Raw genomic sequence first — 1,258 nt, forward strand, 5'->3', positions numbered from 1 at the left:
TGTAGTGGCACAGTAAATTTGGCCACCTGATTAAAGGTGATATCCTCACCTCAACACAAAACAGGTGACTTAATGAACAAAAAAACTAAGCGTACTTTCACCCCTGAGTTCAGGCTGGAATGTGCGCAGTTGGTTGTTGATAAGGGCTACTCATATCGACAAGCCAGTGAAGCGATGAATGTCGGCTCTACCACCCTTGAGAGCTGGGTACGCCAGCTCCGGCGAGAGCGCCAGGGCATCACGCCCTCTGCGACGCCTATCTCCACAGAGCAGCAACGAATCCGAGAGCTGGAAAAGCAGATTCGCCGTCTGGAGGAACAGAATACGATATTAAAAAAGGCTACCGCGCTCTTGATGTCCGACTCGCTGAACGGTTCACGATAGTTGCCAGACTGAGTGACAGCCACACGGTTGTCAGCCTTTGTTCCGCTCTGGAAATACACCGCAGTAGTTACCGGTACTGGCGAAAGCGACGCGATACCGTTAATCCGGCGCAGGTCAGGTTGTGCAGCGAAATACGCCGGGCGTGGAACCAGAGTCGGGGCTCTGCAGGCGCACGCACGCTTGCGGAAATGCTGACTCAAAACGGTGTCCCGATGAGCCGTTACCGGGCCGGGCGTCTGATGAAATACCTGAGCCTGAGCAGCTGTCAGCCCGGAAAACATCAGTACAAAAATGCCCGACAGGAGCATACATGCCTGCCGAATCTGCTCGAACGTCAGTTCGCTGTGCCGGAGCCTGACAGGGCATGGTGCGGAGATATTACGTATATCTGGGCAGGAAATCGCTGGTGCTATCTGGCGGTCGTCATGGATCTTTTTGCCCGCAGAGTGGTTGGCTGGAGCCTGTCAGAAAATGCTGATACAGCGCTGATAAGCAGCGCCCTGCGGATGGCATATGAGACGCGAGGCCAGCCGCGTGATGTGATGTTCCACAGCGATCAGGGAAGCCAGTATACAGGCCTGAAATATCAACAACTTCTCTGGCGTTACAGAATAAAGCAAAGCGTCAGTCGGCGGGGAAACTGCTGGGATAACAGCCCTATGGAGCGCTTCTTCCGCAGTCTGAAAACAGAATGGGTACCGGCGAATGGTTACGCAGGCAAGGACGAGGCCCGGCGACAAATCAGTGATTATATATTGAACTACTACAATAGTGTCAGGCCTCACCATTACAACGGTGGACTGACGCCGGAAGAATCAGAGAACAGATACCGTTTTTACTGTAAAACCGTGGCCAATATTACTTGACCACTACA

General features: G+C 53.0%; 1 protein-coding gene. It reads left to right on the forward strand.

The features are described from left to right. Positions 1 to 36: 36 nt before the first annotated feature. Positions 37 to 1,250, forward strand: a protein-coding gene (locus AC1RKG_RS24790; protein ID WP_129941928.1) for an IS3 family transposase whose coding sequence is annotated in 2 segments (ribosomal slippage) — positions 37 to 331 and positions 331 to 1,250 — 1,215 coding nt in all. Because the reading frame shifts where the segments join, the coding sequence is not laid out codon by codon here. Positions 1,251 to 1,258 lie beyond the last annotated feature (8 nt).

The sequence above is a fragment of the Serratia sp. GW822-FHT06D09 genome (genome assembly GCF_058799515.1).